This is a genomic window from Photobacterium nomapromontoriensis (assembly GCF_050336815.1).
GTDB lineage: Bacteria > Pseudomonadota > Gammaproteobacteria > Enterobacterales > Vibrionaceae > Photobacterium > Photobacterium nomapromontoriensis.
Genome location: NZ_JAKJSL010000030.1, coordinates 1 through 24,372, shown reverse-complemented (window position 1 = coordinate 24,372; position 24,372 = coordinate 1). Strand labels below are relative to the sequence as shown.

Annotated in this window: 18 protein-coding genes; 8 read left to right on the top strand and 10 right to left on the bottom strand. The window is 42.1% G+C overall.

Features of this window, described 5'->3' with window-relative positions; all coding sequences use genetic code 11:
* Positions 1–85 precede the first annotated feature (85 nt).
* Entirely contained in the window at positions 86–349 is a 264-nt protein-coding gene (locus L4D12_RS12880; protein ID WP_428448250.1) for a DUF2960 domain-containing protein, read from the top strand.
* A 35-nt stretch (positions 350–384) separates the two neighbouring features.
* On the opposite strand, the gene L4D12_RS12875 is transcribed toward L4D12_RS12880, so the two are convergent.
* From L4D12_RS12875 to L4D12_RS12860, 4 genes are all read right to left on the bottom strand, one after another.
* Positions 385–1,170, bottom strand: coding sequence for a ceramidase domain-containing protein (locus tag L4D12_RS12875; RefSeq protein ID WP_428448249.1), 786 nt, complete (start codon positions 1,168–1,170; stop codon positions 385–387).
* A gap of 1 nt (position 1,171) precedes the next feature.
* Positions 1,172–1,579: a globin gene (locus L4D12_RS12870; RefSeq protein ID WP_428448248.1), complete on the bottom strand. Its 408-nt coding sequence runs from the start codon at positions 1,577–1,579 to the stop codon at positions 1,172–1,174.
* 133 nt (positions 1,580–1,712) lie between these two features.
* The gene (gene rarD / locus L4D12_RS12865) at positions 1,713–2,609 is read right to left on the bottom strand and encodes an EamA family transporter RarD (protein ID WP_428448247.1); all 897 of its coding nucleotides are present in this window, start codon (positions 2,607–2,609) and stop codon (positions 1,713–1,715) included.
* 121 nt (positions 2,610–2,730) lie between these two features.
* Positions 2,731–3,327 (bottom strand): class I SAM-dependent methyltransferase, encoded by a 597-nt coding sequence (locus L4D12_RS12860; protein WP_428448246.1) that lies wholly within the window; start codon positions 3,325–3,327, stop codon positions 2,731–2,733.
* A 279-nt stretch (positions 3,328–3,606) separates the two neighbouring features.
* On the opposite strand from L4D12_RS12860, the gene L4D12_RS12855 reads away from it, so the two are divergent.
* Together L4D12_RS12855 and L4D12_RS12850 are read left to right on the top strand one after the other, a co-directional pair.
* Positions 3,607–3,960, top strand: a complete 354-nt coding sequence (locus tag L4D12_RS12855) for a DUF2750 domain-containing protein (protein WP_428448245.1) — start codon at positions 3,607–3,609, stop codon at positions 3,958–3,960.
* Positions 3,961–4,196: 236 nt separating this feature from the next.
* Positions 4,197–4,445, top strand: coding sequence for a hypothetical protein (locus L4D12_RS12850; RefSeq protein WP_428448244.1), 249 nt, complete (start codon positions 4,197–4,199; stop codon positions 4,443–4,445).
* A 93-nt stretch (positions 4,446–4,538) separates the two neighbouring features.
* On the opposite strand, the gene L4D12_RS12845 is transcribed toward L4D12_RS12850, so the two are convergent.
* Positions 4,539–5,297, bottom strand: a complete 759-nt coding sequence (locus tag L4D12_RS12845; RefSeq protein ID WP_428448243.1) for a 1-acylglycerol-3-phosphate O-acyltransferase — start codon at positions 5,295–5,297, stop codon at positions 4,539–4,541.
* Between the two features lie 255 nt (positions 5,298–5,552).
* Between L4D12_RS12845 and L4D12_RS12840 the strand changes: the two genes are divergently transcribed.
* From L4D12_RS12840 to L4D12_RS12830, 3 genes are all read left to right on the top strand, one after another.
* Positions 5,553–7,229 carry an amidohydrolase gene (locus tag L4D12_RS12840; protein ID WP_428448242.1) on the top strand — a complete coding sequence of 559 codons (1,677 nt, stop codon included), beginning with the start codon at positions 5,553–5,555 and terminating at the stop codon, positions 7,227–7,229.
* Positions 7,230–7,445: 216 nt separating this feature from the next.
* Complete coding sequence (locus L4D12_RS12835) at positions 7,446–7,958, top strand: NlpC/P60 family protein (RefSeq protein ID WP_428448241.1); 513 nt, start codon at positions 7,446–7,448, stop codon at positions 7,956–7,958.
* A 185-nt stretch (positions 7,959–8,143) separates the two neighbouring features.
* The gene (locus L4D12_RS12830; RefSeq protein ID WP_428448240.1) at positions 8,144–8,662 is read left to right on the top strand and encodes an aminoacyl-tRNA deacylase; all 519 of its coding nucleotides are present in this window, start codon (positions 8,144–8,146) and stop codon (positions 8,660–8,662) included.
* A 61-nt stretch (positions 8,663–8,723) separates the two neighbouring features.
* Here the strand turns inward: L4D12_RS12830 and L4D12_RS12825 are convergent, their stop codons facing one another.
* From L4D12_RS12825 to L4D12_RS12805, 5 genes are all read right to left on the bottom strand, one after another.
* Positions 8,724–9,260, bottom strand: a complete 537-nt coding sequence (locus L4D12_RS12825) for a protein disulfide oxidoreductase (protein WP_428448239.1) — start codon at positions 9,258–9,260, stop codon at positions 8,724–8,726.
* Entirely contained in the window at positions 9,260–11,320 is a 2,061-nt protein-coding gene (locus L4D12_RS12820; protein ID WP_428448327.1) for a cytochrome c biogenesis protein CcdA, read from the bottom strand. Before L4D12_RS12820 ends, L4D12_RS12825 begins: the two co-directional genes overlap by 1 nt.
* 117 nt (positions 11,321–11,437) lie before the next feature.
* The gene (locus L4D12_RS12815) at positions 11,438–11,845 is read right to left on the bottom strand and encodes a hypothetical protein (RefSeq protein ID WP_428448238.1); all 408 of its coding nucleotides are present in this window, start codon (positions 11,843–11,845) and stop codon (positions 11,438–11,440) included.
* Between the two features lie 196 nt (positions 11,846–12,041).
* Positions 12,042–12,998 (bottom strand): ribosome biogenesis GTPase YlqF, encoded by a 957-nt coding sequence (gene ylqF, locus L4D12_RS12810; RefSeq protein ID WP_428448237.1) that lies wholly within the window; start codon positions 12,996–12,998, stop codon positions 12,042–12,044.
* Between the two features lie 313 nt (positions 12,999–13,311).
* Positions 13,312–14,289, bottom strand: a complete 978-nt coding sequence (locus L4D12_RS12805; protein WP_428448236.1) for a peptidoglycan DD-metalloendopeptidase family protein — start codon at positions 14,287–14,289, stop codon at positions 13,312–13,314.
* A 252-nt stretch (positions 14,290–14,541) separates the two neighbouring features.
* Here L4D12_RS12805 and L4D12_RS12800 point away from each other — a divergent pair, with 252 nt between their 5' ends.
* Positions 14,542–23,373 (top strand): tandem large repeat, encoded by an 8,832-nt coding sequence (locus tag L4D12_RS12800; protein ID WP_428448235.1) that lies wholly within the window; start codon positions 14,542–14,544, stop codon positions 23,371–23,373.
* A gap of 151 nt (positions 23,374–23,524) precedes the next feature.
* Positions 23,525–24,372, top strand: an 848-nt coding sequence (locus tag L4D12_RS12795) for a hypothetical protein (protein ID WP_428448234.1), incomplete at its 3' end; no start/stop codon positions are given.

The window sequence follows — 24,372 nt, the reverse complement described above, 5'->3', positions numbered from 1 at the left end:
TTAGCGGTGATAGGTGAGACAATCTTCTTTCATCTGAAGCTGAACTAAGGTAAATTCCCCTCCTAGTTTTGCTGTTGGAGGCGTTATGTCACGCACAATTATTTATACCTATAAGATGGAAGAGAAAACATTACCGTTTTCATATTCTCAATACCGTTCCATTCAAGAAGCGGTTGCCGCAGCAGAAGGTATAGATTTAACAAACTATTTTAAGATGGAACAGCAGGTAGAAGCCGTTTCATCAGGCAGCAAGGCGGTTCGTGATTTTCGAGATAGCCATTTTCGTAAGCTTGGCTTTGGTAAAATTACATTAGCGCAAAAAGAAAACCGCGGTGTTGGTGAAAAATAAGTGTTAAAATTAAGCCCTGACGCAAGGTCAGGGTTTTACCTTCTCTTCCAACCAAGGTAGATTAAGAACGCTCCAATGGCGGCGAGAACGTGCTTCAGGCTATGGCCACTTATTCCCCCCAGTATGTTATAGATCTCTTCATCATTTGATTCTGCTAGTTTTGCTAAGCCGTACATCCCTATCGCCATTAAATAATACCGAGCATTACCAAGCTTCGATGGGTACAGTGCAATAATCATCGGTATGTGGATGATAGGAAGTAGCTGAACCAGAATATATGCAGCCATATCTCCTCGGCCAGTTAATACATCGGTCATATACCAATACAGTACAGATATGATCCCATAAGCAAGAATGGGAATGATCATGGTTTTGGCTAATTTTAATGAAACATGTTCAGCTAGTACAATGCAATAGAGGCTGCAGAAACCGATAGTGATAGGGATCCGGTCGAGCATTAGAGTGAATGGTGTCGGTGAGTAATGGTAGATACTTGATCCAATGAAAGCGGTGATAAGGCTGACAAAGAATAAATGATAAATGCTGCTCAACTGAGGAATAATAGTGAGTGAGTTGCACCTTAATGCTTTTAAACCAACATAACCAACTAGTAAAAAACCAAAGTTAGAAAAGATGTTCCAGAAATGTGGGATACCAAAAAATGATCGTTGATCGGCATAGTGATAAAAATAACGGCTTTGTGTAATCGGTGAGAAGTAATAAGCGAGAATACCCAAAAGAAGGGTGGTCAATAATAGCGACAGATATCGCCAATCATAGACGGGTTGATCCTCTGAGTGTGAATGTTTGTTGTTGGGCATACTACATCTCGGGTTGGCATTCCTCTCTCATTATAGCCAAACCTGTTTGGAAGCAATCTCGCCATGCGGCTTCGATATGTTTATCATACTTTGGGTCACTGAGACGCACGGTTATCAATAAGCTTTCGAGCCATACGTCAAAATCGATGGGGGAGGCGCCTACACCATCTGGACCATGCCTTTTCGCGAATACTCGGAATTGATCTTTGGCGGAATCCGACGACGAGGTAAGAAGCAGTATGGCAATTGATAATTTCAGCATTTTGATCTGGCGCTTCATATCCGTCCCTTTAAACATGAGGCGAAATTTGTCATTCTTCTCCAATAAAATATCGTAGAAAGCCTCAAAAAATTGTTCATTTAACAAGCATCGGCGATAGCTATCATTGAATATTTGCTGCGTATCCATCCTGACTCCTACCTTATATCGATATCTAAAATCAGTATGGATATTTAATGTAATTATGCAATTTGATGTTTATAAAGTGTGATGCCTGTTACCCCAGCCAAATAGGCTGGGGTAATGGGTTATTCACAAGAGGCTAGGCGGGGTGATAGCGGCGCTGGAACATGTGACTAATGGCTTCGAGGCTACACAGAAGTAGGCCTAACCAAATGAAGGTAAAAGTAATGGCTTTAGATTGATCAAATACCTCACCGAACAAGAAGACAGCGAGTATAAACTGCAATGATGGCTCTATGTATTGCATCAAGCCGATCATGGTCAGGCTGGTACGACTTATCGCCAGTGCAAAGAATATAAGTGGTGCTAGCGTAATAGGAGCTGATCCGATATAAAGCACCAGAGTAGTCATATCAGATGAGAGCGCGGTACTGGTACCTGACAACCCTGAAATGACTAAGAAGATAAGTGCAAAAGGCGTTAAAAGGGCTGCCTCAAGGGTTACTGATGTCATCGCATCGTATTTGATATATTTTTTACATAGCCCGTATAGTGCAAAAAAACTGCCCATGATCAATGAGATCCATGGCAATTCACCATAGTGCCAAATTTGATAGCCGATCCCTATGATGGCTAATACTACCGCGATAAATTGGGCTTTGCTTAAACGTTCTTTTAAGAAAAAAACACCTAATGTGATGGCAAAAATGGGATTAATAAAAAAACCTAAGCTAGCCGCGAGAACTTGATCGTGAGTCATTGCCCAAGTAAAAGCGTACCATGATACACACATGATCAAGCTAGCAAGCCCAGTCATAAACAATGAGCGTTTATCTTGTAAAATTGACACTAAGCTTGGCATTGGTCGCCGTAGTAGCCACATGGCGATAAGCATAAATGGGACGGAGAACAAGATCCGTAATGCGAGTAAATCATTAATATCTGCCTGAGGCAGATATTGGTAATAGAGTGGCAAGATGCCCCAAAGCACAAATGAAAATGCTGCCAAGGCATTTCCGGCGCGATGAGTTTGCATAAATAACGACCTGATAGTGTGGAAAGTATAAGACGGGCATTTTGGCATGAAACACTGCCGACCAGAACCAAAACTTACATGGTTTGTCGTGATATTTTACTTCTCTATAATTTACAGTGAATTATTTTTTTAATGCGATAATGGTATGTATCAACCACAGACGTTTTTTCCCGGTAAGGTTGCTTGAATACTCTTGTTTTTTCTTCCACGAAATGATGTAGAAATCAGAGAAAAGCTGCTCAAGTTCACGTTGGCTGTGAGTCAGTATAGGCAGTTTTTCATTTTCTTCTAAAGTATCATTGCCCAAAAAATGGCCACAAAAAATCCCATTGTTTTCAAGATATTGGTGGATGTTTCGCCAGAGAATACTGAAATCAGTTGGTGTACAAAAAAACAGGCAGGCGCTGGCATTAATTAAATGTGATTTAGGAAATTGGTATTCAGCAAAGCTACTGATTTGTATATCAAGATTTGGGTTCGATCCTGTGAGGGGGTGTTGTGCCAGAATATCTAGCCTGGGGAGATCATTATCAAAGGCATAGACTTTGTAGCCTTTTTCGAGCAAATAAAGGGTGTCTCGGCCTGTACCACAAGCACAATCGACTGCCACTTTATTCTCAATACTATCACCTAAGAATTCATGCGCCTCAATAAGATGTGAACGTGGACATAGCATTGTTAGGCTATTGAGGTGAGTAAGCCAATCGGCTGTTGCCATATACATACCTCGTAACTGCTTCAGTGACTGAGAAAAAACCGACGATAACTCGGGTTGCCTGATCTAGTATAGCGAATTGAATATCATCAAGGTCTAATTCTAAGCGCGTAAGTATCATTACCGTAGAGTGTGTGATTCTTGTCGTTTGGCTATAGTTATGCTCAGAATGATAAATTTGGCGCTGGAGCAGATTAGAATGGGTATACCTGAAGCAAATTCTGGTATCATAGGCGGGCATCAAGTCGTTGATGTCACATATAAAAGACAAGCGAGAATAGAATGACTAAGTTAACCGCAGATATTAAAGCAAACAGTGAACTATTTGTTGCAGAAACGAAAGAGACCCTGCAGATTTGGGGCCTGTGTAATGAAGAGGGTGGCTGGCTTTCTGTTGACTCTAGTGAGTTCGAAGAATCAGAAGTAATGCCGTTTTGGTCTAATCAGGAAGATGCAGTGCTTCATTGTGTTGATGAGTGGGCAGAGTTTGTTGCTGTTATGATCCCTCTTGATGTATTTGTGGAAGATTGGATGATCACACTTGCTGAAGATGGCGTGCTGGTTGGCTTAAACTGGAATGCTCAGCTAGAAGGTACAGAGCAAGAGCCTTCTGACGTAGCTAAGTTATACCTATAATTTGTTTTATCTACCGGCTTAATATAAGCGGGTTGATTAAGGGCTATACGACATTGTCGATAGCCCTTTGTTTTATCGAAATATTGAACAGTCCAAGGACATTTGGGTCATTCTTGTGCAATGGCTTGACCGCTTTTAACCTTGATGGGCGTGAACGGTGATCGCTAAAGGTTATGACCGGCTTGCTATACTTTTACTGATTAACACCTGATGGGCGTATCCGTAGGAGGTCGAGAATGGTTCTTTCTGAGTGTCGTCAGCTTTTGGTGGCTCAGGTGATAGTTGAAGCACGCTTAGTGCATGACTTCCTGAGTGCCGGTTGGAGTGTTCACTTTATCGATGAGAATGGCAATGATTACCCAATTACGGACACTTATGGCATTCCCTGTTGCTATGATAGCCTCAAACAAGCTGAAGATGTGGTGCATCAAGTGGGCGTATGCCCGATCATGATTGACAGTTTATTTCGCTTTGCCGAAAGGTAGTGGGTTATTGCGAAATATTAGTAGTCCGCGATATCTGAATATTAAGCTTCCCCTGTTGATTCAGGGGAAGCCTGAAATATGGGATACAGCTAATTAACTAACGTTTACTTTACTTGCTGAACGTTCTTGCTCCCTTTGTACGACTTCGCTATCTAGTTCGGCAATTTTGTTTGCCATCAGTTGGTGGCAATGATCCGCTAATTGGCGGGCATCCTTGATGCTATAGCTTGATACGTCAATCGGCTCCATCATTTCAGCAATGACAATACCGTTATCTCTGTTCGACAGTGAGATTTTCTCGTGAATGGAGCTAACACACATTGGTACAATGGGCACACCTGCTTCAATGGCCATTCGGAATGCCCCAGTTTTGAACGGTAACAATCCACGCCCCTTACTTCGTGTACCTTCTGGATACATCCATACTGACAGGTTTCTTTTGTGTATCGCCTCCGCAACTTGCTGGATAGTGCCATTGGCCTTTGATTTGTTTTCACGATCAATCAGAATGTTGCCTGTTATCCAATAGAGTTGACCAAAAAAAGGAACCCATAATAAGCTTTTTTTACCAATGGAAACCGTTCTAGGGGGTAGCATTCCTGGTGATGTGACAAAATCAAAAATATTTTGATGGTTAGAAATATAGACAGCATTGGGTATATCGCTGACTTTTTCTTTACCTCGATGGATAAGCTCCAGCCCTATGATCTTATGTAGCTGGTTAAACCAACGACAAAAAAAGTGAACATGCTTTGGATTTCTTGGTTTAAACAGGCAGCAATAGGGTAGGGCGAAAAGGGTGGTAAAAATGATAAAAATGACTGCGAGGACAATGCGGAAAAAGGGAAGCACGCTCACTCCTTAGCGATTTATTATAAAACTATAAACATTATGAGTTTTTTTAGCTTATAAGACCAGTTGAATATGTATGTTTTAATCGTTTTGTTCAAGAAGTATATGATTTTGAACGATAATTGCTTGGCTATATTCAGGTTTTAATGTAATTTTAAGAGACATATTTTTCCTGAAACGATGGTTTATAGCGAGTAATATGCTTCTTATAAACTTATGTGTAACTCGTGTGAATTGATACATACAAGGTAAGAGATGACCCCCTTTTTTATTCGACTTCTTATGAGTGTGATGTTGTCTAGTTTGTTGGCTGGAGTCGCTAACGCTAGGCAAGCCCTCGATATACTCATCACAGGGGGGCACGTTTATAACATGCCGTCAGACACGGTTGTTGGTATCACCGATGGCAAATTCAGTTACCTTGGTTCCTTCAACGAGGTGACTCCACTGGTTAATCAGGCTACTCATCATATTGATGCAAACGGCGCATCGATATACCCAGGTTTCATTGAACTTCATACCCATCTTTTTGATAACATCAGTTTTGGGAACGTTGCCTGTGTGTTAAATCCTCATGGTGGTTTATCTGGTCTCGAAGATTGCTTAGTGATTAATCAGCAACTTAAGTTTGAAAAGTGGTTGATTGGGCATAGCAAGGGATTATTAGACACTGATCTTGACGGGCAAACCCCAAGGCAATGGCTTGATGGTCACTTTCCTGATAGGCCTGTTGTGATCTGTGAACCTCATACGTCTGTTTTGTGGCTTAATTCCAGTGCGTTAGAACGTATGAGGATTGACCGCAATACGCTGGATCCTATAGGGGGCAGGATCCTCCGTTCAGATCTGAATAACCCAAATGGGGTGCTGTTAGGATCGCTTACAGAGGCCGTATTAGAGAAGGCGCTAGAAACTCATCATATTTCACACCGTGAACTATTGAAACGTTATCCAACGGCAGCTGAAAGGTTACAGCGGCATGGAGTGACCAGTATCGGTGAAGCGGAGAGTCTTTGGAAGAAGAGCAATATGCTGTTCTGGGAGCATCTTGAACAGGCAGACCAACTTGATTTTCGAGTTTCAGTCAGACCGCGTTTATCACCCAATCAGGGGGTAAATGCGCAGTTGATAGGGTTAAGCAAAATTTATCGTAACGATCTCAGCTCCAAACTGATCATTAATCAGGTGATGCTCAATATAGATGGCCAGCATGAGTTTGGAACTGCACGGATAAGTAAGCCCTATCGTAATCCTAAAATCAGCAATGAGCCCAAAGGGTTATTCTATTTTTCCCCGACAGAGCTGAACTCATGGCTTCATCGATTGGATGAAATAGGCTATGGGGCTTACATGTATGCCGAAGGTGATGCGGCGGTAGAGGCTGCGTTATATTCGATTCAAAATGCGAGAAGACAAGGGGATGATCAGCGCTTTATTCTCACGGGTATGCATTTTATCAATACCGATTTGTATCCGTTATTTAGGCAAAATGGAATTACCGCGAGTTTTAGCTCAGATATAGAGCATAATCAGTTTGAATGCAGCAACTTTGTACATCTCGATAATAGTGCCGATGACAAAATTCAAATGATAAAAATAGAAGACCTCATCAAGCATGGTGCCAGCGTTGCGTTAAGCAGTGGTGGATATGATCGCACTTTCTTGCCGCCATTAGTACGTATTAGTGAAAACCTTAAGTTAGGCTCGACAGGTCTTAATGATATTCACCGTGCAATAGAGAGTTACACCATAGAGCCAGCAAAGGCGCTAGGGATCGAATCAATTACCGGTAGTATTGTTATTGGTAAATCAGCCGATATCGTCATGATCGATAAGAATTTGACGACAATTTCAGTGGAAGAGATCGCCACGGCAAAAGTGTTAATGACAATGCTACAAGGGGAAATAACGTTCTCGACTGGTATGCAGTAAACAAGCGTGAAGCGCATCGGGTGTTGTGAGCTGGACGTCGAAGCTTGGCTGTTTTTTCATCAGTGAATGTCAAGTTTTTACCCGAGGGTAGTTGAAGGCCAGCTAAATTGGTAAAATTTTGTGGTATAGAAAAGCGCCATGAGGTTGCTTGATCGAACGCCGAAAATTCGTTATCGGATGGGGAGCGTAAGTTGCAATGAAGGATCTGCCTCGGTGATGAAACAGTCATTATTCTTAGTCGCTATTATGGTGTTAGCTGGGTGTACCTCTGATCCTGATTCATTAGCAAAATCAGCGATTGAATTTAATGACACGAAAGACGGTTCAAAACAGACCAATTTACCGATGAGTGCATCTCAAGCTGACTCTCAAACATTTGATAACGTTTACCGTCAGTGGCGAGGAACGCCTTATCAGCTCGGTGGCGTAAGTCGTGCAGGTATTGATTGCTCCGCATTTGTTCAAGTTGGTTATGCTGAAGTGATGAATTTATCGCTTCCTCGTACGACGAATCAACAGGTAAAGATGGGCAAGTGGGTTGATTACGCACAGCTTGCAAAAGGTGATTTGGTATTTTTTAAAACAGGGCGAGCACTTCGTCATGTTGGTATTTATGTCGGTGATGCTCGCTTTCTTCATGCATCAACTTCACAAGGTGTCATCATTTCTAGTCTCAAGAATCCTTATTGGCGGAGCGTTTATTGGCAGGCACGTCGGATTATTGATTAACCTCCTTTTTGCTGCGATGGTGCAATAGTCGTTGCTGCGGCTATGTGGGCAAAAGTTTACACAATTAGTCGGATAGATTACTCGCGAAAATGGTTAACCCCTCCCATACTGAGGCTATAGGAAAAGACCAATGGACAGTGGTAACGACTATGGTGTCCTTGGTCATGAATCTTGGAGGTGATCCTATGGCTATGGCAATTACAGTCGGGCAATTTCTCAACAGTCATAATGTTGATTTTAGTCTCACACCACACAAGCACACTGATACCTCATTCAGCTCTGCCATCTCTTCGCATGTTCCAACTAGCCAAGTGGCGAAGGCGGTAATGTTGAAAGATCAAAAAGGTGAATTCATGATGGCGGTAGTTCCCTCTAACCGTCGGGTTATGATCGATAAAATCAATCGCATGACGGGGAAACAATATTTTTTGATTGGTGAACATGAACTGTCGACCATCTTTCAAGATTGTGAACCGGGGGCGGTTCCATCGATTGGGCAGGCTTATCAAGTCAATATGCTTGTTGATGACCTTCTGCTCGAGCAGAACGAGCTATATATCGAGTCTGGTGATCATGAAAATCTGATCCATGTGGATAACCAACAGTTTCACAAGATCATGAAGGATATCCCTCACCAAAATATCAGTGGGTATCGAATGATGTTTTCTCAGGCTCATGACGGAAGGCATTGGGAGTGGGAGTAGTCACTATCTGTAAGTGATCATGTTAAAGCCCAGCCATAAAATAAATGGTTGGGCTTTATAGTTATTTAGCGACTAGCATTCTAAACCATAAGCCGGGCGGGGTACTAAACCCTGTTGTAATGGATTTTACCTTACCATCTTTTAGAATAATCACCGTTGGCACCGCACTGACCCCCCATGCTTTCATGATGGCAGAGCGATTATCATTGATGGTTTCAAACTGATAACCGTGGTGCTTGAGATAGCCATTTAAGCGCTTGTTATCACCAGAGTTTACCGCGACAGAGATAACATCATGATTATCGTCAAGCCAGTTAATTGTCGGACTCACAAAACGGCAGACTGAGCACCATGTTCCCCAGAAGTAGACCATCACCGGCGCTTTGTGGCTGCGTGCAACAAGGTCGACAGTGTCACCGTGTGTTGACTGCATGATAAGCGCCGGGATTTTATCCGTTGGCATATTTTGGCTGCGCCAGATATCCAGACCGAGACTGATCACGAGAAAGACGATAAGCATCATTATGGCTTCTTTAAACCAGCGTTTACCTCGTGATAGCGGCGGCTTGTTGGTCGCATTCTTGATGCTCTTCGTCATTACTGACGGCCTCCCTGCGCTTTATTCATTGCTGATAGGACCTGCTCGTTGGTTAAGATCACAGGTAAAGGGATCCCCGTTGGAGCATTCGGGCCGTAGACAATATTAAACGGCACGCCAAAACGGCCGTTGGCCCGGAGGAACCCCGTCACATAATCAGAAGGTTTAGTCCAGTCACCACGCATGAGTACGACATTATCTTGTGCCAGCTTCGTGTAGATGGGGTCTTGTAGTAGTACGCTGACTTTATTCACCTTACAGGTAATGCACCAGTCTGCAGTGACATCAACGACAACCGTTTTTCCTGATGTAACATACTGATCAATCGCTTCTACATTCAATGGTTGCCAGACATGATCTTGTGGAAGTGGCGTAGACCATTTATCTGCAGTCATGCTCCCAGCGATGAGTCCGCCCCCTGTCCCAAACAAAATGAATGCAAGGGCGAGGATAACAGGCTTACGGCCTTTTGCTTTACCAAGACGCCATAACAAAGCAATGACCATGGTGGCACCGATAGCAGCTACAATCGCCGCACTCAGAAAGTTTGTCATCAGGCTGAGTAGCCAGAGGCTGGTGGCCAGCATCATGAGGCCAAATAGTGTTTTGACTTTATCCATCCATGCACCGGGTTTAGGCAGGAGCCCAGCTAAACGCGGGAACAGGGCAATGATTAGCCAAGGTGCCGCCATCCCGATAGCTAAGGCTGTAAATATTGCAATGAGGGTTACAATATTCGCACCTAGAGCAAAGGCGACAGCCGTACCAAGGAATGGCGCACTGCATGGCGTTGCCAGTAGGGTTGCAAACATGCCTTGGATAAAATGCCCCAGATAGGAATCATCCCCTTTGGTTGCCATCCAGGTATTGGTATTACTGGATAAACGGATTTCAAAGAGGCCTAACATATTGGCAGCGAACAGGCCGGTGATCACGATCATTGCACCGATAAAGTACGGGCTTTGGAATTGTACCCCCCAACCCAGCGCCTGACCGGATAGTTTTAAGATGATCAAAAAGCCTGCCAGTAGCCAGAAAGAGGTTAGGATCCCCGCTGCTGAAGAGAGAAATTGCATACGGATCTGACGTTTTTTAAGGCCTTTGGCCGCGATAACACTGCTCAGCTTCATTCCCAATACTGGCAATACGCATGGCATAACGTTCAGAATGAGGCCGCCCAGTAGGGCAAAGCCAATGATTTCCCATAAGCTTGATTGATTAGCGAGTGTGATGGTCACAGGTTGATCACTGGCAACAACTGACTCTTCAACAGCAAAACTGACATCGCTGATTGTAATATTTAGTGTTTCCCCGAGTAATTTAGGTTCACCAAACCAGCTACTGACAGGTATTGTAGCGACAAGGGTATTGCCATCAACATCAATGGTTGGCTGAAGGAATGAGGCATCTTGGACATTTTGTGACCGGCCATCTACAAAAAGATCCGGATGCTGCCATCCCAGTGAATTTGTCGCCACAACGGTCAGTTCACGTTTGTCTTTATTCCATGATGCCGTATCAATGGTGACAGAGGCTTGTGCCTTAGGCACGCTGCTCATACCCTGATTATATAAGTGCATGGCTTCTTCATTATATTGAAGATCAGCAGGGCGGAAGCTTAACGATAATTCGTAATCCGTTAATACACAGATATTGGTGCAAGACGACATGGTGAGCACACCAGATAAAAAGACGGGTTTGCTCATGTCTTTGATGTGCAGGGTCATCGGGAATATGATGTGGTGCTTATAGCCAAGGGTTTCGACCCCAAGGAACTCATACCGTTTCGGCAGTGGCCAGTGCCATTCCGCCTCTTTGAGGTTGCTCGATAGCGCCCAGTTAATGGTAGGTGCAACACCGCCTTCGCCTGGACTGCGCCAATAGGTTTTCCAATCGGTATCCAGTTTCACTTCTAATAATGCTTCGACTGTGTGATTCGCCGTATCACTCTGGCCTGTCAGCATATAGCGGATTTGGATAGGTGGATGATCAGGGTTATCAAGCCATCCTGTTGAGTATTCAGTGGCAGAGGCTGTTACTGAAAAGAAAGCACTGACCATCGCCAGAAGAAAGGCAACAGGGGTAAAGGTGTTGAATAATCGGTATATCAATGTAAAAACTCCAAGAATAAAAAACAACAAAGTGTCTGGCGTTAGCCAGAGGGATAGCTGCCGGTTTTATTCCCGGAAGACACATAATGTAAGATGACGCCGTCGGGTTGGAGGGATGGGCTCGGTTAACTTAGGAGTAACGATGCTTGGTCCCGCAAAAAGGACAAAGGTCAGAACGATAAAAATGAAGCAAACAATGGCCTGTTCAAGTTGTTGCTGGTGAATTTGGAGCAGATGATCGCTCAATGAACATTGCTCAGAGATGGCGACACCATCAGCATCAGCAGACCTAGCACCGCTCTGGCTGTGTTCCAGTTTCTGAGTGGGCATTGAATATGAAATGGGATCAGCAGATTGCTGTAACGAGCACGTTGAATTGAGACCAATATTCTGGCTGGAACAGACAAAAATCACTAAGGTGACAAGCCAAAGCGCATATCTCGCAAGCTGATAGTGATTAAGTTGGGTGTGCATTCGTCTCTCTTGCTTGTTTAGCTGAATATAATCAAACACATGATTCATTATTAACGGGGAATCAGACCGGCAGTAGCACGAAAAGTTTCCAATAAGGAACATTTTCTTTGTTTTCAATCAGTGCTGCAAGTAAGAAAAAAAGCCATCTGTGTATTCTGTCAGATGGCTTTTATGTGATCAGAGCAAGAAGATCTGATTAGCGTTTGTTTTTTAAGTAGCGTTTTCTGCGTTCTTCTTTCTTTTTAATTTGCTGCTCTTTTTTAATGTCAGCTTCAATTGCAACATTAATCAACTCTTGGGTGATCATCTCCGGGCGTTCCATTGTGATTTTGCCTAAAGTGCCATTACGTAGTTCATTGATCAGAATCTCAGAAGCCTTATGTAAATCAACACGGCCACCTGACTTTAGACAACCGCGTTTACGACCGATGGCTTCCATTAGCTCAATTTCAGTCTCAGGCAGTTCATCATCTTCAAGATCATAGCGGGCTTTGATTAGCTCAGGATATGCGGTGATCAGGTATTCAATGGTAAAGAAAGCCACATCAATGTAGTCCATTGCCGTATCTTTTACCGCGCCTGTCGCAGCAAGGCGGAAACCACTATGTGGATTTTCTACTTTTGGCCACAGGATTCCCGGCGTATCAGACAGCACAATACCGTTTTGCAGGTTAATACGTTGTTGTTGACGTGTCACCGCAGGTTGGTTACCCGTGATGGCAACAGTACGGCCAGCTAAAGCGTTGATGATGGTTGACTTGCCGACGTTAGGGATTCCCATGATCATGGTGCGAATGTTCTTACCCATGTCTTCACGGTGTGGGGCCAGTTTGCGGCACAGCTCCATGATCTTATGCACTTCATTCAGGTTTTCCGTGGTGATCGCAATCGCCTTAACACCTTGTTCTTTTTCAAGGTGATCAATCCAAAGCTGCGTCATTTCAGGATCGGCCAGATCTCGCTTGTTCAGCACCTTAACAACAGGCTTATCGTTTTTTTCGCGGAAGGTTTTGATCAGTGGGTTTTCGCTACTGAACGGAATACGGGCATCAAGGACTTCAATGATGACATCGATTTTTGGCAGTACTTCTTCGATCTCTTTACGAGCCTTGTGCATATGGCCCGGGAACCATTGAATTGTTTGACTACTCATTTGATTTTTATACTCTTTATTATCTTTAGCTATCCTGATGATAGATAAGCAGGGTACTAAAATTGATTGTAAGCTAATGACTGGTGCCTGAGCTCTTATCAAAGAACACATACTTTTTTAGATAGCTTACATACAGATACTTATCACAGAGTTTACCATAACTAGTGAGAGATGCGTGCTCGTTGATGTATTTAGGCGCTAAGAGTAATGAAAGAGCGTAGAGTTATTGTTCAACGCAGAATTGGCGGTGCTGACTCTCTCTAAATTCTACGTTTAAAGTGGCCAGTATCATTCGAAATAACACATTTAATGGTCAAATGTCGGCCATAGAGCGATGGTGAAGTGCATTAATCAGTTCAGCTCGTTCGATTTGAGCTGCCAGTAGCATATGCGTGTTAATGGAAGGAGATGCGTTAGCTTTAAAGTAACGTTCGTAGTCTACGTGGACCCCCTTAATTAATAGCTCTAAATGTAGGTGTGGTCCGGTTGTCCTACCGCTATTACCTGTGAAGCCGATGATTTGTTTTTTTGCTACCTTGTCGCCAACATGAACGCTTCGTTTCGATAGGTGAAGATACCTAGATACCGAACCATTTGGGTGGCGGATATTGATATAATTTCCTGCAAAACGATTGTATTTCGATTTGATAACAACACCGTCAGCAATGCTATGAATGGTTGTTCCAATAGGGGTAGCGAAGTCTGTTCCTAAATGTGGGGTTATTAGATTTGTCACGGGATGCTTTCTTTGAAGATTAAAGGCTGAGCTTATTTTGAAGTTTTTATCCAGAGGAAAGGCATAATATGGATCTTTATTTATCGTTTGTCCGTATTCGTTATAAATATTATGATTAGTACCACTCATTGCGAATAAGTCAATACTACTACCCGAATAGTAAAAAGAACTAATATATTTTTCATTATATCTATTGACTTTTGTTTTTATAGCATATGTATCACCTTTGTGAACCGATCTAACAATATCAATTTTATTCTCTATTAGGTCTAATAAAGACTTAATTTCATTTTTAGTTAAGCCTGAATTTATCATTGATATAACAAATGAATAATTAATTAAACCAGTAATTATTTTTGGGCTGTGTACGTCACTTTCACCTGTTTGTGATACATCGCTCTGAAAAGGATGTAGTGAATTAGCTGTTTTATAAACTTTTTTTTGCGTAAGGTGATGATGCGTAATGAAAAATATTCCAGCAAGTATCGAGAGCGCAACGATAGTAAAAGGGATAGCTATATATTGAGCACGCCATTTTAATATTAAACTTGTCATTAAATAAAAAATATGCATAGAGACTAAAAATTGAGTAGATTATAATATTTAAAATAAAATATTACACTAGATTAGAGCGAATTCCTGTCATTTCACTAAATAAATAATTATTGATATGGAGTAAAGAGGCATTGAAGGGTGTAATTTAACTATATGGCTGGTGTTTATGGTTAAATTGGCAGTTGTTATGTCATGTTGAGAAAATCTTTGACAATAATATAATCTCGGCAAAATTAACTCTGTCAAATTACTATGTTCACAAAAAAAATGCTGAGATCGACGTTATGTCTTGTAGTTATAACACTTTTATTGAGTGCATGTGGTGGTGAAGGCGGTGATAATACCCCTCCAGCAAGACATACAGGAACCATTTCTGGAAATGTTTTTGATGCACCTGTTACCGGTTCAACGGTCTATGTCTGGGAATTCGAAGATGGGAAGATCGGTAGACAACTAGCCACAACAACTACGGATGCTTTTGGCGATTATAACGTTGAGATTGAATCCTCGTCTCGCTCATTATTAGTGAGTGCACAAGGAGGAAGCTATATCGATCCTTTAACTCACGAAACGGTTTCAGTTAGTGATGGTAAAATGCTCAGGCTTGATGGTGTTCTGAACTACCGTGATGGAAGCGATCAACGCCAGATGCTGACTCCGCTTACAAACATTGTTGCTGGACTAACTAAGTACAATATTAAGAGGGGAATTTCTGGTCCAAACGCGGTTTCAGAGTCTCTTGATAGCATCAACGCAATGTACGGTTTCAACGTTAATGAAACTAAACCAATTGATATTACCAAAGGTGGTCAAAGCAGCTTTGTTACACCAGGGCACAAATATGGTGCTTTGCTTACTGCATATTCCTCATATGCTCATGACCTAATCAACAAATATGGTAATTCGGATAATATATATACATCATTGCATTTAGCCGATATCCAATATCGAGATGTACTTGCTGACGGTTACTTGAATGGAGAAGAGATCAGTGGATTGACTGGTGCACTGTCTCCATTAACGTTTGGTCAGAAAAAGATTACGAGTGATGTATACACCAATGAACTCGCACAGCACGTTTTAATTGTTGTGAATGATCTTAATCTTAACATTTCTGGTACTGATGCATCGGAATATGTTGATTTTGGCAATAAAATAAATGAGTTAGGATCACACAGCAGAAGCGATGGCGTTATCCCACCAAGAGATAAAATAGGCATTGATACTCAAGCACCTAATGTAAAGAGAACGGATAGTGATATTCTGGCAGGTACAGATAAAGTCGACATTACCCTGACGGATGACATCGGGGTACGCAGTGTTTCTGCGTATATTGAATATCAGGTAAATGGTGTTTGGTCTGAGGAGTATCGTTGTGACGACCTTATGAGTTCAGGCAGTGAATTTTGTTCTATTGAGTTTAACGATTTTAATGAAGGTCTTCGTGATACGAAGATAAAAGTAAGCATTAATACTAACGCCATTGACAACGTCGACTCTAACTCAGGTATTTCAAATATCACGGCTGCACGATTGGTATTTTATCCTATAGATGTATTAGGAAATGATCTCACATTAAATAGCGGTACTGGGCATTACGTTAATTTTGAATGGGATAACGATGCTCCTGTTATTGACGTGACATCAGTGACAGCGATAAATAATCAATTACAAGAATATATTTTAAAAGGCATAGTTAAAGAAGAATCACAAGATATAAAGTCAGTTAGCGTTTCATTTAAAGGCGGCTTACCTGAAGAGCTGACGTGCTCTCCTGTTACCGTAGAATCAGGAAGTGCTTGTGAATTTAGCAAAGCTTACTCTACGGGTGAATTTATATCGACGACGACTTTTGAAATAAAAGCGACAGATAGTAATGGCAATGTTGGCTCAGCAGAGCGCTCAGTGAGTCGAGATGATCAAAGTCCAACTCAAGTCGTCACATACCCTGATGGTGCGACAATGACGTTTGTAAATGTCAGTGTTGATGGTAAGAGAAGTACCTATGATGGGCTTTATACAGAAGGCACTTACACTGCTGATAATGTACAGGCAACTCGTGATTACTTAAAAATAAATTATATTTATGCTAGCTCAGGAATTCAGAACTCAATTAAAGGAATTGATTTCAAAAACTTTAATCCGCATTTATTGAAACAAAATAAAATCCCGTACGTTCGAGTGAAAGTTTCTGATATCAATAATGATACGGTTTTAGGTTCAAGTGCTGAAAAACTTCGATTGGTGGTAGAGTATTATGTTAGTCAGAAGAATGATGGGAATTACGTTCTCCAAAACACTATTGAAACCATCGCGTCTGATAATGACTTTACTGCAAAAATCCCTCATGAAACATTAATGCATTCTGATGGAAGAGTGGATGAAGTTATATATTACGTGCCTTTCGTTCGAGAGACGTTAGGCGAAGATTTTAAATCAGCTTCAGAGAATAGCAGCCAAAAGTTAGTTATTAAAACCATCGACGCATCGGATAATCAGAGTGCGGTTCAAGAGGTATACTTCCGTCGCAGTTTTGACTTACCAACAATGACAGTCATCACGCCTTTTATTGGTGCACGAGTGCAATTAGAAGGTTTAAATTTAAATGGAGAGTTTACATCATTAGCGAGTTGCACATCAATCCAGCAAATAGAAGATGGCTCCAACATTCTGGCGCTTGATGTTGCAACTTGTGAAACGACAACTGACGTTGTTAATTATGATTTTATGAGATTGAGGTTACTTGGTGTAGATGGTTCAAATCCGTATTACTATCAATGGAAAACAGACACTGGAGCGAAGGAAAACGTCAATCTTAATAACGCTAATATTGGTGCATATTTCAAACTAAATGGTTCACAGACTTTTTATGTAACCGAGCTTTCTGCCTATCAAACTGGCTTGTTTGACTATAAGTGGAACCAAGTAGAAGCAGGAAAAAAAACGGCTGAGAGAGCAATTAAAATATTGGACGATGTTCAACGTGCTTTAGCTGGACAGAACAATAATTCTTTTTTTGGATTTGATCCTACGGTTGTTTCATACGCAACAAACCGAATGTTAGCGATGAAACCAATTCCAGAAAATCCTTCTAATGATTATCTTCATCGTTTTTTAGTCGAGGCAATAGGCGATATGGCGCAGGATATGCCGCGCAATAATTCGTTGGATTTTGCTGCCGCTGTTTATGATGATTTTAGCTATGATGGTAAAGCAAATGGTATTGGTGCAGGGGGAAGTCAGATTACGTTGGACTTTTACAAATTTAGTTCTGATACGTATAGAAATGATTTAGCTCAATCTTATTACGACCTCATGACTAATAGGTATGGCATTGCTTCTAATATCGCTCAGCTCTATGCCGACGATATTTCAATGGCAAATCCATATTTGGATGGGGGACCTATATTTGACACGTCGGGAAAAAGTATTGATGTATTACCGCCTCAACCAAAACTGACGATCGAAAGTGGTCGTTCAACGAAAGTTGGTAATAAATATTATATTGCTGGTGAAGTTGTATCTAAGATTTTATTGGAAGATCCTTCAGGCATCGTAGAAAGTGGAGAACATCAGCCTTTATTTAGTACGATGTGGTTTAAGAAAAGTGAACCGAATACATCAATTCCAATTAATGTAGGTATTACTTCAGATCCTGCGAATAGTAATAGTTACAAAAAAGAGTACATTTATAGTATTAATACGGAATCGAGTGATCTTAAAGACATAATAGAATTTGCTATTGAGGCCAGTGCAATGGATTCTCATGGCAATACATACGGTTATGACGGAAAAGCACCATACACCGAGTCTTTGTATGTCGATAATGACTATCCTCAAGCACTGTATTTCCCACCAAAAGATGTGAACGGTGATCCTTTACCCGAGGAAAACTATCTGAATGCGAATAACGTACACGAGTTAACGTTTAAGCTAAAAGATGCTGTTGGTGATGCGCTGGACAAGCGTGGTTTGGTCTTTTATCAGCAGACGGGTAAGAAAGTTTCATATAAGCCTGCGGATTTTTCTCTAAACTCAACGGAGTCTTTTAAAGTTAAGTTATGTACTGGTGACCGATGTTCAAACCAAGGTAAGACGATTTATCCGGGGGATGGTGACTGGTTAGTGGTGGTACAGGCCGAAGATAATCTTGAGAATTCGGTGTCGGAGCTAACGAGTACTGCTCCAAGGTTCAATATCCATATCGATTCGGAAGGTCCATTAGTAAAAGGTGAAGAAATTCAGAATCGGTTAGGCGGTAATGCGCTATGGGCTCCTGTTATTGACTGGGGAACGTTAAGTCAAGGTAGTGACGTTAAAATTGAACTACGCCGTGGGTCTGGTCAGGCCGTTGAGCTCAAGAGTTGTGATCCTTCATTAGAGTCTTGCGAAGACCCCTATCTGGTTGGAACTCAACCTGATGTAAAAGTGCAGTTGACAGCCAATGCGTTTGATTACAATTTATTGAATGGTTTTTATGTGACGGCTACCGATAATGCTTACCCTGTAAATGTAAGCACTACGGGTCTATTCACATTTAAAGTCGACAACATTGGTCCTGAAATTGTTCTCGATACTCCGTGGGTAAAAGATGTGTTATCTGGAGAGAGCTATGTATTGGGCCGTCAGTTCAATGTTCAATTTGCATCTGTTACCGATGATTCAAAGATTGCGGAAGTTTCCCTTTTTCAAGAGGGGAAGAGTGATCCAATAAAGAGTATTTTACCGACAAATCCTAGTTCAAAATTTGTTATGGATCTTACTAAAACGGATACTGATAAAATCGTAGTCTCAGACGATGAAAAGACAACTTCTTTGTACGTGCAAACTGTTGACATACATGGCTTTGAATCTAAATCTAATACGAAAAGTATCATCTTGGACCGTGATGGTCCTACTTTGGGCTTAAATGGTTTTAATGAAAATGATTATTATCTTGGTAATTACGTATTTACCTTGACCGCCCAAGATCTAAATACTAACGGTGATCAGTCGATTGATGGCGTTAACAAAGAGAGCTTAGAATTCTGGACATTTGCTGGCACTGAGCCGCTACCTGGTACAACACCTGGCTCAAAACCAGATGAAAATCTAAAAATCCACCTTGGTAATTTAAGTGATGGTATTAATTTTGTTCGCCTAAAAGGCAGTGATATGCGAGGTAATACAACGTTAACGAGCGGAGAGGAAGATTTTCGAATTAAAGTAAAAAATTCTGAACCAGAAGTATCATTGACTATGGGCTATGACGATGGCACATCTGTTAAAAATAATACTATTAATCGTGACGGTAATATTATCCTGACATTGGATGTTGTTGACGAAAGTGGTGTTGATAAAATCGATGCCACTTATAAGTACTCAGGACAAGAAAATGGTACGAGTTTCACTTTTGTTGAAAGCAGTAACGGTAAATGGAAAGCAACATTACTACCCACTCAGATTTCTCAAGATGGCCGCTATGAGCTTGACATTAAAGTTTATAACAATGTTCGCTATATTGATGACAAAGATAGAAATATAGGAATAGTAAATCAAACGTTTAGTGTTCAGAGGCAAGGTGTCAACCTATCGATCACGAAACCGATGGATTTTCAAAACTATATTTCCGATGGTACTTTAGCCGTTACATTTAATGCTGTAGGCGAAGTTAAAGCACAAACCCTCGAGTGCTGGGTGCGAGAAGCATACACTTCTGATGATGTGCCTAGCGATGACTCCGCTTACTCAGGTGTGCTGAATGTATCCCAAGAACCATATAGTTGTACTGTTACATCTGGTAGCAATATGTCAAAGGCTCCAGTTGCATTGATCACCCGGACGAAAGGTACTAATGGGAAAATAACCGTTAGTAAATATAACTTTAAGATGATGGACACTGGTGTCCCTACCGTTGTCAATGAGAAATCGTATGATTTCACGGGTGATGATGTATGGTTTAATGACGCGCAGCAAAAAATGCTTACGTTCGCCATCACTTTCCAAGACGATCTATCAGGGGTAGACATATCTAACCAAGACACGTATCCCAAGCTTGTTAGGAATCAAGGTAATAAATCGTTTACACCTCAGAGCTGTTTTACGAGCATAGGTAATATCACATCATGTACTTATTCAGAGTTGTACTCAGACATTATTAATGGGTTGAGTATTGAACAGAAGTATAAGATCAAGAATCTAGTTGATGTTGCAAATAATGTAGCTCCTGATCATAATTTTTTGTTGCAATTACCACAAGGCAACGTTGATGTGGACATCATTAGTCCGGAAGAAAGCGCCACGATCAATGGAAAACAACTTGTCGTAGATTTCAGAATTAAACTGTATGAAAACTCGCGTTTAGATAACGTTGTCGTAAATTATGGTGATAAATCTTATAGTTATAAAGAAAACTCAAATAAATTTGATCCAGTCGTAGGGTGCTCTGGACCAGATGGCGGTATGTATCAATGCTCTAGATTTACGAGTGAACTTCCTGAAGGGTCTGATGGCCAGTCTTTAACGATTTCAGTCGCGGCAAACGATGTGTGGGCAAAAACGGGCGAGGATAAAGTTTCGATTCGTGTTGATAATACAGCACCTAAGATTGGTGAAGATGTAACTATGACACAATCAGAAACTTCACCTGAGAAGGTTCGCTTCCGCTTTGATGTTACTGACTCTGGGAGTGGTCTCGAAAAAGTTAAGTACTCCGTATTTAATCCAAAGCATGAAGAAGAGAAGATGGAAGATGGAAGTGGTTCATCAACCTATTTTGAACTAGATAAACTTGATATTGAAGGCCTGAGTACCATCACTGTTGATATTATTGCGACGGATAATGTTGGGTTGACATCTAATGTCAGAAAAATTATCGACGTTAAGACTCCGGAGATAACACTAAACTTTGACGCAGGGGTAGAACTGTCAGGGGGAAAACTTCTGTTTAAACAAGATAGCCAACCATTCACTTTTGCGGTTATTGAAGGTGGAGAGATCAAGGCTCTTCATTACAGTCTGGATTTCACATCGAGTGAGGTAGACGACTTTATTCATTCTGGTGATTTCGCACTTTCTTCCGCGAACGATACAATGAATTTTGCACCTGATAAACAGGCTGTTTATCAGTTTAAGGTTAAGGTGAAAGATTCAATTGGTAGAGAGATCAATAATTTTACGTTATTGGGTAAAAAATATGATGCCAAAGGAATTGAGGCAGTTGTTGATTACGAATTACCAATAATAGCAAGTATTAATGGCGATCAAATATCCATGGTTCCAGAGAACGGTAGATATAGATTAGATGTAAAAGCACTTGTCAGTGATAAAAACTTAAGTGTGGTTACCTCATCAGCTGCTGACGGTGAAGGTGTTAAATTCACACCAACATCGATCACTGAACCGAGTAAAGAATCAGACTTGTATGTTATGCACTACTTAGTGCCACCTGGTAATTATAGTGTGAAGGTAATGGCTTCTGATCTAGCCGGACACCGAAGTGAAAAATCGATTAATGCTGTAGTTGATGAGGCAACCATTCCGAAGTTAACCATATCGACGGAAAACAAAACATCAATCGCAGGGGCAGAAGAGGTCACACTTGTTTTCACGTTCTCAGAGGAAGTGACAAACTTTGATTTGGCGGATGTGAAGCTATTAGCTAGCGACGGTGGAGACACGGGGCAATTACAAAGTGAAACATGGACAACTAAAGAAAATATGATATGGACAGTCAAATATATCAGCCCAGTAAAACAGAATAAAAATATAACCATACAGGTTAATGATAGTAGTTATCAAAGTATAAATACCATCCCGGGTAAAGGTGATAGTTTGGTTATTGGCGTTGAGGGAATATTACCAACGCTGACTAAAGTGACATTTAACCCAACCCAACAAGTGATCGGTCAGATGGTTAATGTGCAATTAACATTTGATAAAGAGCTGCAAGCGGTAACGGCAAAGTTGGGGACGACTCTAATTAGCTCGCTTAGTCCGAACAGCGATAAAACAGTCTGGTCTGGAGATGTGCTTGTATCGAGCACAGTGGATCGTAAAGTTGACCTAGTTGTCAGTGAGTATAAAGATCTTATTGGTAATGTCGGTGAGATTAATTCAGAACATTTTTTACCAATCACGCCGACCCTCACCCTCGATCACCGTGGTGATGTGAACGGCAGCGGTGCYTCGGCAGTCGTGATAGCGGGTGGCAGCACCCGGTTTGAGTCGGGCGCGACCGTGATGGTGAAAGCCATCGATGCGAACGGGAAAGCCGCGTCAGCCACGGCCACGGTCGGAGCAGACGGTGCCTGGACCACGAGCCTGGATATTGCRGGCTTAACCGACGGCACGATCACGGTATCGGTCACTGGCACGAACGATCTCCGCGCCACGGCAGAGCCAGCCCAGACGACGTTCATGTTTGAGCAGTCCAAGCCAACGGTTGATGACAGCAAGACCCGCATGTCGCCAGATTTTGCGGCAGCGGGTGACACGGTGACGGTATCGGTCGCGTTCGACAAAGCGGTAACCGCACCAACCGGTTCAACACTGGGCAGTGCCGTCGTTACGTGGACGCCGCAAGCGAGTGCCAGTCAAACATGGTCTGGCTCGGTGCAGATCGCGCCGGCCGCGGATGACACACGCCGTGTGGCATTAACCCTGCAGGGCTTTAGCGATGCCGCGGGCAATCAGGGTGAGGCATTTACCTCGGCGACCGCACTGGCAATGACGCCGACCCTCACCCTCGATCACCGTGGTGATGTGAACGGCAGCGGTGCTTCGGCAGTCGTGATAGCGGGTGGCAGCACCCGGTTTGAGTCGGGCGCGACCGTGATGGTGAAAGCCATCGATGCGAACGGGAAAGCCGCGTCAGCCACGGCCACGGTCGGAGCAGACGGTGCCTGGACCACGAGCCTGGATATTGCAGGCTTAACCGACGGCACGATCACTGTTTTCGTGAACGGTAGTAATGACTTGTCGGCTAGTGCACAAGAAGAGCAAACTAGCTTTAATTTAGATAAAATGGTAACAGCTTTTTTGTTTAACTCATCCAGATATACATCTTATTCCGAAGGAAATGTTGGCTATCAACAGGCTGCATAATTAAAGCGAGCGTTAAGCTCGCTTTTTACTTTTAGCCTAAAACCACCGACTACAGTAGGTAGTTATTACTCGCTTCGCTTTTATCTGTGGAAGAACCGGAGACATTTGTCGTTGTAGCGCAAATATAAAAATAGATAACAATGGATAAACAATGAAAAAGAAACGACTACTTGGCTTAGGTATGGTGACCGTCATGGTGGCCAGTGCAGGTTATTATTTTACTAAGCCTTATTTTGCAGAAAAAGCTCGCATAGAATTGTTAGCGGATCAACTAAGGTACCGTGAAAAAGAGCCTAGATATTACAGTAACAAATTTCGTAATGTTATTGGTGGGAATTGGCTATACCGTTACGATTTTGAAATACCCAGTAACCCTGAGGTGGCGGATTGGAACACCGAGAATGTCAAACTTCCGCAAGTGTTATTTACGATTGCCAACCCAGACGATGAGTCACAAGTCAGTTATTGGGCGTTGAATATTGACGGCACTAACCCTCAGCTGCTGATTCCTGAAGGTGTGCTACCTCCCACACCTCGTAGCGGCACCATCGATTATGGCATCTATATGTCGCGTTCACCGAATGGCCGTTATCTTATTATCCCTCAGGAAGAGGGCACGGTGTTGTATGGCTTAGACAACGGTGAAATCACCCCGCTGGGCAAGGTTTCGACATCAATCCATGATGTCATGTGGGATAAAGACAGTACTCAAGTTGTGGTAAAAAAAAGAGATGAACTCATTTTAGTYAAATTAGGCAATAAAAAGGTCATTAACTTTGACGAGGTGAATGGTCCACTGGCAAGGCGAGCAGCRTCCTTTGGGMAAGCTTATATGAACCAGTCCGAACAACAGATATATYTAAGTTTTGACAATGATGTCGCTGGGGATTTCTCTTGTGGGATCACTGAAGAGTTTATTGAAACGTTTGGCGACAGAGGCTTGCCGACCTGTGGCAATACCTTTGTTATTGATGCTAAAACATTAAAACTTGTTGACCG